Consider the following 3,739-nt stretch of genomic DNA (forward strand, 5'->3'; position numbering starts at 1 on the left):
TCTAGCTAATTCTTATGCAGTGAGCTTTTCTCCTTTAAGAATAGGAGAGCAAGTATTAGTCATACCTGTGCGTGGGGATTTAAATAGTGGAGTTATTTTGCGTGGGCTTTACCAAGAAAAACATAGAGCAAAAAACACAGATGAAAATACTTTTAATATAGATTTTGAAGATGGAACACATTTAGAATACAACTCTAAGAGTAGCACTTTAAAACTTGATGTGGTTAAAGATATAAATATCACTTGTGTAGATAAAACCACCCATAACCAAAACAACACCTTAAATACTAAAAATCATACTACAAACGCTAATACCATAACGCTTAACGCTCCAAGTATTAATTTAAATGGTAATACTCAAATTGCAGGAGCAATTTCTACAAGTGGCGAAGGTGGGGCAAGTGGTACTTTTAGCATAAAAGGAAATTTAAACTTAATAGGTAATTTACAAGTTAGTGGAAATATAAGAGATAGCAAAGGTGATTTAACAAATCATACCCATTCTTGTACTTGTGGTGCCACAGCTTCGCCAAGATAGGAAAAACTATGAAAGAATTATTTTTGCTTTTATTTTCATTAGTCTTTTTTATGCTCTTTTGTATGGGGGCATTTTATGCTTTTTTAAACCTAAACTTTTTTATTAAAAGCATTTTTATAGGCTTTTTTATAGCTTTTACATTTTTGGGATTTTCTCAAATGCTAGAAAACATTTTTGAATTTTACAAAGGTTTAAAATGAATTACATGGTAAGCATCGAAGAAAGTATCAAAGACATTTTAATCACTCCTTTAGGCTCAAGAGTAATGAGACCNGANTATGGTTCTTTNCTTTNTACANTNATNGATAGAAAAATCGATGATGATTTTAAGATAAAGCTTACTAGATATACAGCAGAGGCTATTTCAAAGTGGGAAAAAAGAGTAAAGCTAAAAGGTGTGAGACTTAATGAGTGTAAAGACAATAAATTAAGCATTACCTTGCTTTTTGAAAATTATGGGGATTTAACAATGGAGCTAGGCAAATGAGTGAGCTTTTAAGTGCAAATGATAGCTATTTTAAACAAAGCTTTTTAAAGGATATCCCTTATCCACAAATCATAGAAGAGCTTGATTATGAAAAGCTTTTAAAAGCCTATGAAGAACTTTTTAAAAGCTTTTTAAAAGATAATGTAGAGCTTTTAGAATCTGACCCTTTTAAAGCCATTTTAGAAGCTTTAGCTTATAGAGAAATGATAATTAGAGCAAGAATTAATGAGAGTATAAAAGCAACATATCTTCATTATGCAAAGGGAAGTGATTTAGATAATGTAGTAGCTAATGGCTATTTAATACAAAGGCTTAAAGGGGTTAAACCCACAGCTAAAGTAGAGTTTGAATTAAATACTTTACTTACTTATGATGTCATCATCCCAAAAGGTGCAATTTTTTCAAATGAAAAAGCAGACCTTGCCACTTTAAAAGAAGAAGTGGTAATTAAAAAAGGGCAAAGTAAAGCACAAGGTATTTTGGAACTTAATGAATTTATTCAAAGCAAAGAAAGTAAAACCGAGTTTTTACAAACCCCACTGCCTTTTGTAGCTAAGATTAAACAACTTGAATATTTTAGTGGTGGAGCCAGTGAAGAAAGCGATGAAGCCTTAAGAGAAAGGGCTGTAATGAGTGTACATCGTTTTTCAACCGCAGGAAGTGAAAAAGGCTATATCTATCACGCTTTAAGCGCAAGTGCAAAAGTAGCCTCCATAAAAGCTTTAAACAATGGAGCAGGAAAAGTAAGAGTTATCATTAAAAGTGAAGATGAATTAAGCGTTGATGTGGTTAAAGAGTATTTAAGTGCGGATGAGCGAAGACCTTTAACTGATGAAGTCAGCGTTGAGTTAGCTAAAAAAAGAGAGTTTATCGTAGATGCCAAACTTTTGCTTTTAGAATTAAGCCGTGCTAATGAAATAAGTGAAAAGATTAATGCTTTGCAAAAGGACTTTGATTTAAGTGTGGATTTAGCACTGGGATTTATTTATAAATGTCTTCATCAAGACGGAGTTTATAAAAGCGAAATTTTAAGCATTAAAGAAAAAATCATAAATGAAGAAGAGCAAGAATTAAAAGACTTGCCCTTAGAAAATATAATAATAGCTGATGATGAGTTTGCAACCCTTAGCTTTTCACTTAGTTATGAAAAGGCAGTACTATGAAGGGGCATTGCGTAGCAATGGGTCGGGAAGCCTTCAGTAAAAGCGACTTTGGGCGAACTTCGTTTGCACAAAGTGATAGCATAAAAAAGGCGGTGCTATGAATACACTAATACTAAACCACCATCCAAAACAAAGCAAAGCCATTGATTTAAGTGCTAAAACAAGATTTGAAGATTTAAATTTAGCTAGTATCACAAATCTAGCTCTAAATTGCGATGAAAGATTATTGCCAATTTTAGCCAATGCTTATGATGTAAGTATTGATGGTTTAAATGAAAAAGAAGCAAGAAAGCTTATATCTAAAGCCTTGCTTTTAGATAGATACAACGGCACAACTTGGGCTATAAAAGAAGCTTTAAGAGCCGTATTTCCTACTGCAGTGGTTAAAGAGTGGTTTAATTATGGTGGAAAGCCTTATTTTTTTAAAGTTAAAGTAAGCACAACTAATGTTAGCTTTGATGAAAGAACGCTTAATACCTTAGAAAGACTAATTTATGATTTTAAAAATGTTAGAAGCGTTTTAGAAGCAATTGAAATAGAGATTGAAAGTAAAAATGATAGTTTTAATGCTAGTGTAGAAATAAGTGGAGAAACTATAGAAATCTTACCTTTTCAAACCACGCAAATTGAAAACAATCAGAAACCAAGTTTAAATGCAATGGGTGTTTTTATGTGTGAAATAACAAGAACTAATATTGATTTTAAAGGAGTGTATTAGATGATTTTAAATGTTTTTGGGGCAAACACGCAGTGTTTGGGTCGGGAAGCCTTTAGAGGGGTCAAGGGGATAAAATCCCTTGTCGCAAGGGCGAATTCATTTCAACCGCGAAGTCAAAAAGGAGTGTATTAATGGCAAAAAGTGAATACTATACCATACTAACAAAAATTGGCATTGCTAAATTTATTGCCGCAAGAGCAAGTGGAAATGGTATCAATTTAAAAAGCTTTAAATTAAGTTCAAAAGTTATTTTGCCCAGCGAAGAAATGCAAAGCTTAGAAGAGATTGTATATGAAGCTAATATTAGTAGCAAAAGCGTGGATGAAAGCAATCCAAACTATGTGAATTTAATGTGTCATGTGCCAAGCGATGTGGGCGGGTTTGAAGTTAATGCAGTAGGCATTTATGATGAAGCAGGAGATTTGCTTGCAGTAGGAAATGTCCCACGCACTTATAAACCTATCTTAAAAGAAGGCAGCGCTAAAGAGCTTATGATAAAAATTGTCATGGAGCTTTCTAATGCAGAGGAAGTTATTTTAAAACTAGATCCTAGTGTGATTATGGCAAGTCGTGATTATGTGGATGCTATTAAAGTGGAACTCAATCTTAAAATTGATGCTTTAACACAAAAATATGATGCAGAGTTTAAAAAAGTATGGGGTGAGTTTGCTAAATATCTTTTAGAAAATAAATTTAATACAGAAATTGCCAAATATGTTACTTTAGCTACTAATCAAACCATTACAGGAGCTAAAGACTTTACCAAACTACCTACAAGCTCTATAAAAGCTACAAATGACAATCAATTTGTAAATTTAGCTACCTTAAAAGAA

The 3,739-nt window shown here is 32.7% G+C and carries 6 protein-coding genes; all 6 read left to right on the forward strand.

The window, feature by feature from the left end; all coding sequences use genetic code 11:
• On the forward strand, window positions 1-538 hold a 538-nt coding region (locus AJ886_RS08100), incomplete at its 5' end, for a phage baseplate assembly protein V (protein WP_070287520.1).
• Between the two features lie 8 nt (window positions 539-546).
• Window positions 547-738, forward strand: a complete 192-nt coding sequence (locus tag AJ886_RS08105) for a hypothetical protein (RefSeq protein WP_070276118.1) — start codon at window positions 547-549, stop codon at window positions 736-738.
• Entirely contained in the window at window positions 735-1,025 is a 291-nt protein-coding gene (locus tag AJ886_RS08110; RefSeq protein WP_070287521.1) for a GPW/gp25 family protein, read from the forward strand. The genes AJ886_RS08105 and AJ886_RS08110 overlap by 4 nt, the downstream gene beginning before the upstream one ends.
• Complete coding sequence (locus AJ886_RS08115) at window positions 1,022-2,188, forward strand: baseplate J/gp47 family protein (RefSeq protein ID WP_070276116.1); 1,167 nt, start codon at window positions 1,022-1,024, stop codon at window positions 2,186-2,188. Before AJ886_RS08110 ends, AJ886_RS08115 begins: the two co-directional genes overlap by 4 nt.
• 97 nt (window positions 2,189-2,285) lie before the next feature.
• Window positions 2,286-2,906, forward strand: a complete 621-nt coding sequence (locus AJ886_RS08120) for a phage tail protein I (RefSeq protein WP_052789952.1) — start codon at window positions 2,286-2,288, stop codon at window positions 2,904-2,906.
• A 131-nt stretch (window positions 2,907-3,037) separates the two neighbouring features.
• Window positions 3,038-3,739 (forward strand): phage tail protein (locus tag AJ886_RS08125; protein ID WP_070287522.1); only part of this gene is annotated, 702 nt, incomplete at its 3' end.

Source organism: Campylobacter sp. BCW_6465 (assembly GCF_001762815.1).
Taxonomy (GTDB): Bacteria; Campylobacterota; Campylobacteria; order Campylobacterales; family Campylobacteraceae; genus Campylobacter_D; species Campylobacter_D jejuni.

Coding starts and splice junctions, on each gene's coding strand:
- AJ886_RS08115 (WP_070276116.1), top strand. CDS start 1,022: ATGAGTGAGCTTTTAAGTGCAAATGATAGCTATTTTAAACAAAGCTTT.
- AJ886_RS08120 (WP_052789952.1), top strand. CDS start 2,286: ATGAATACACTAATACTAAACCACCATCCAAAACAAAGCAAAGCCATT.
- AJ886_RS08105 (WP_070276118.1), top strand. CDS start 547: ATGAAAGAATTATTTTTGCTTTTATTTTCATTAGTCTTTTTTATGCTC.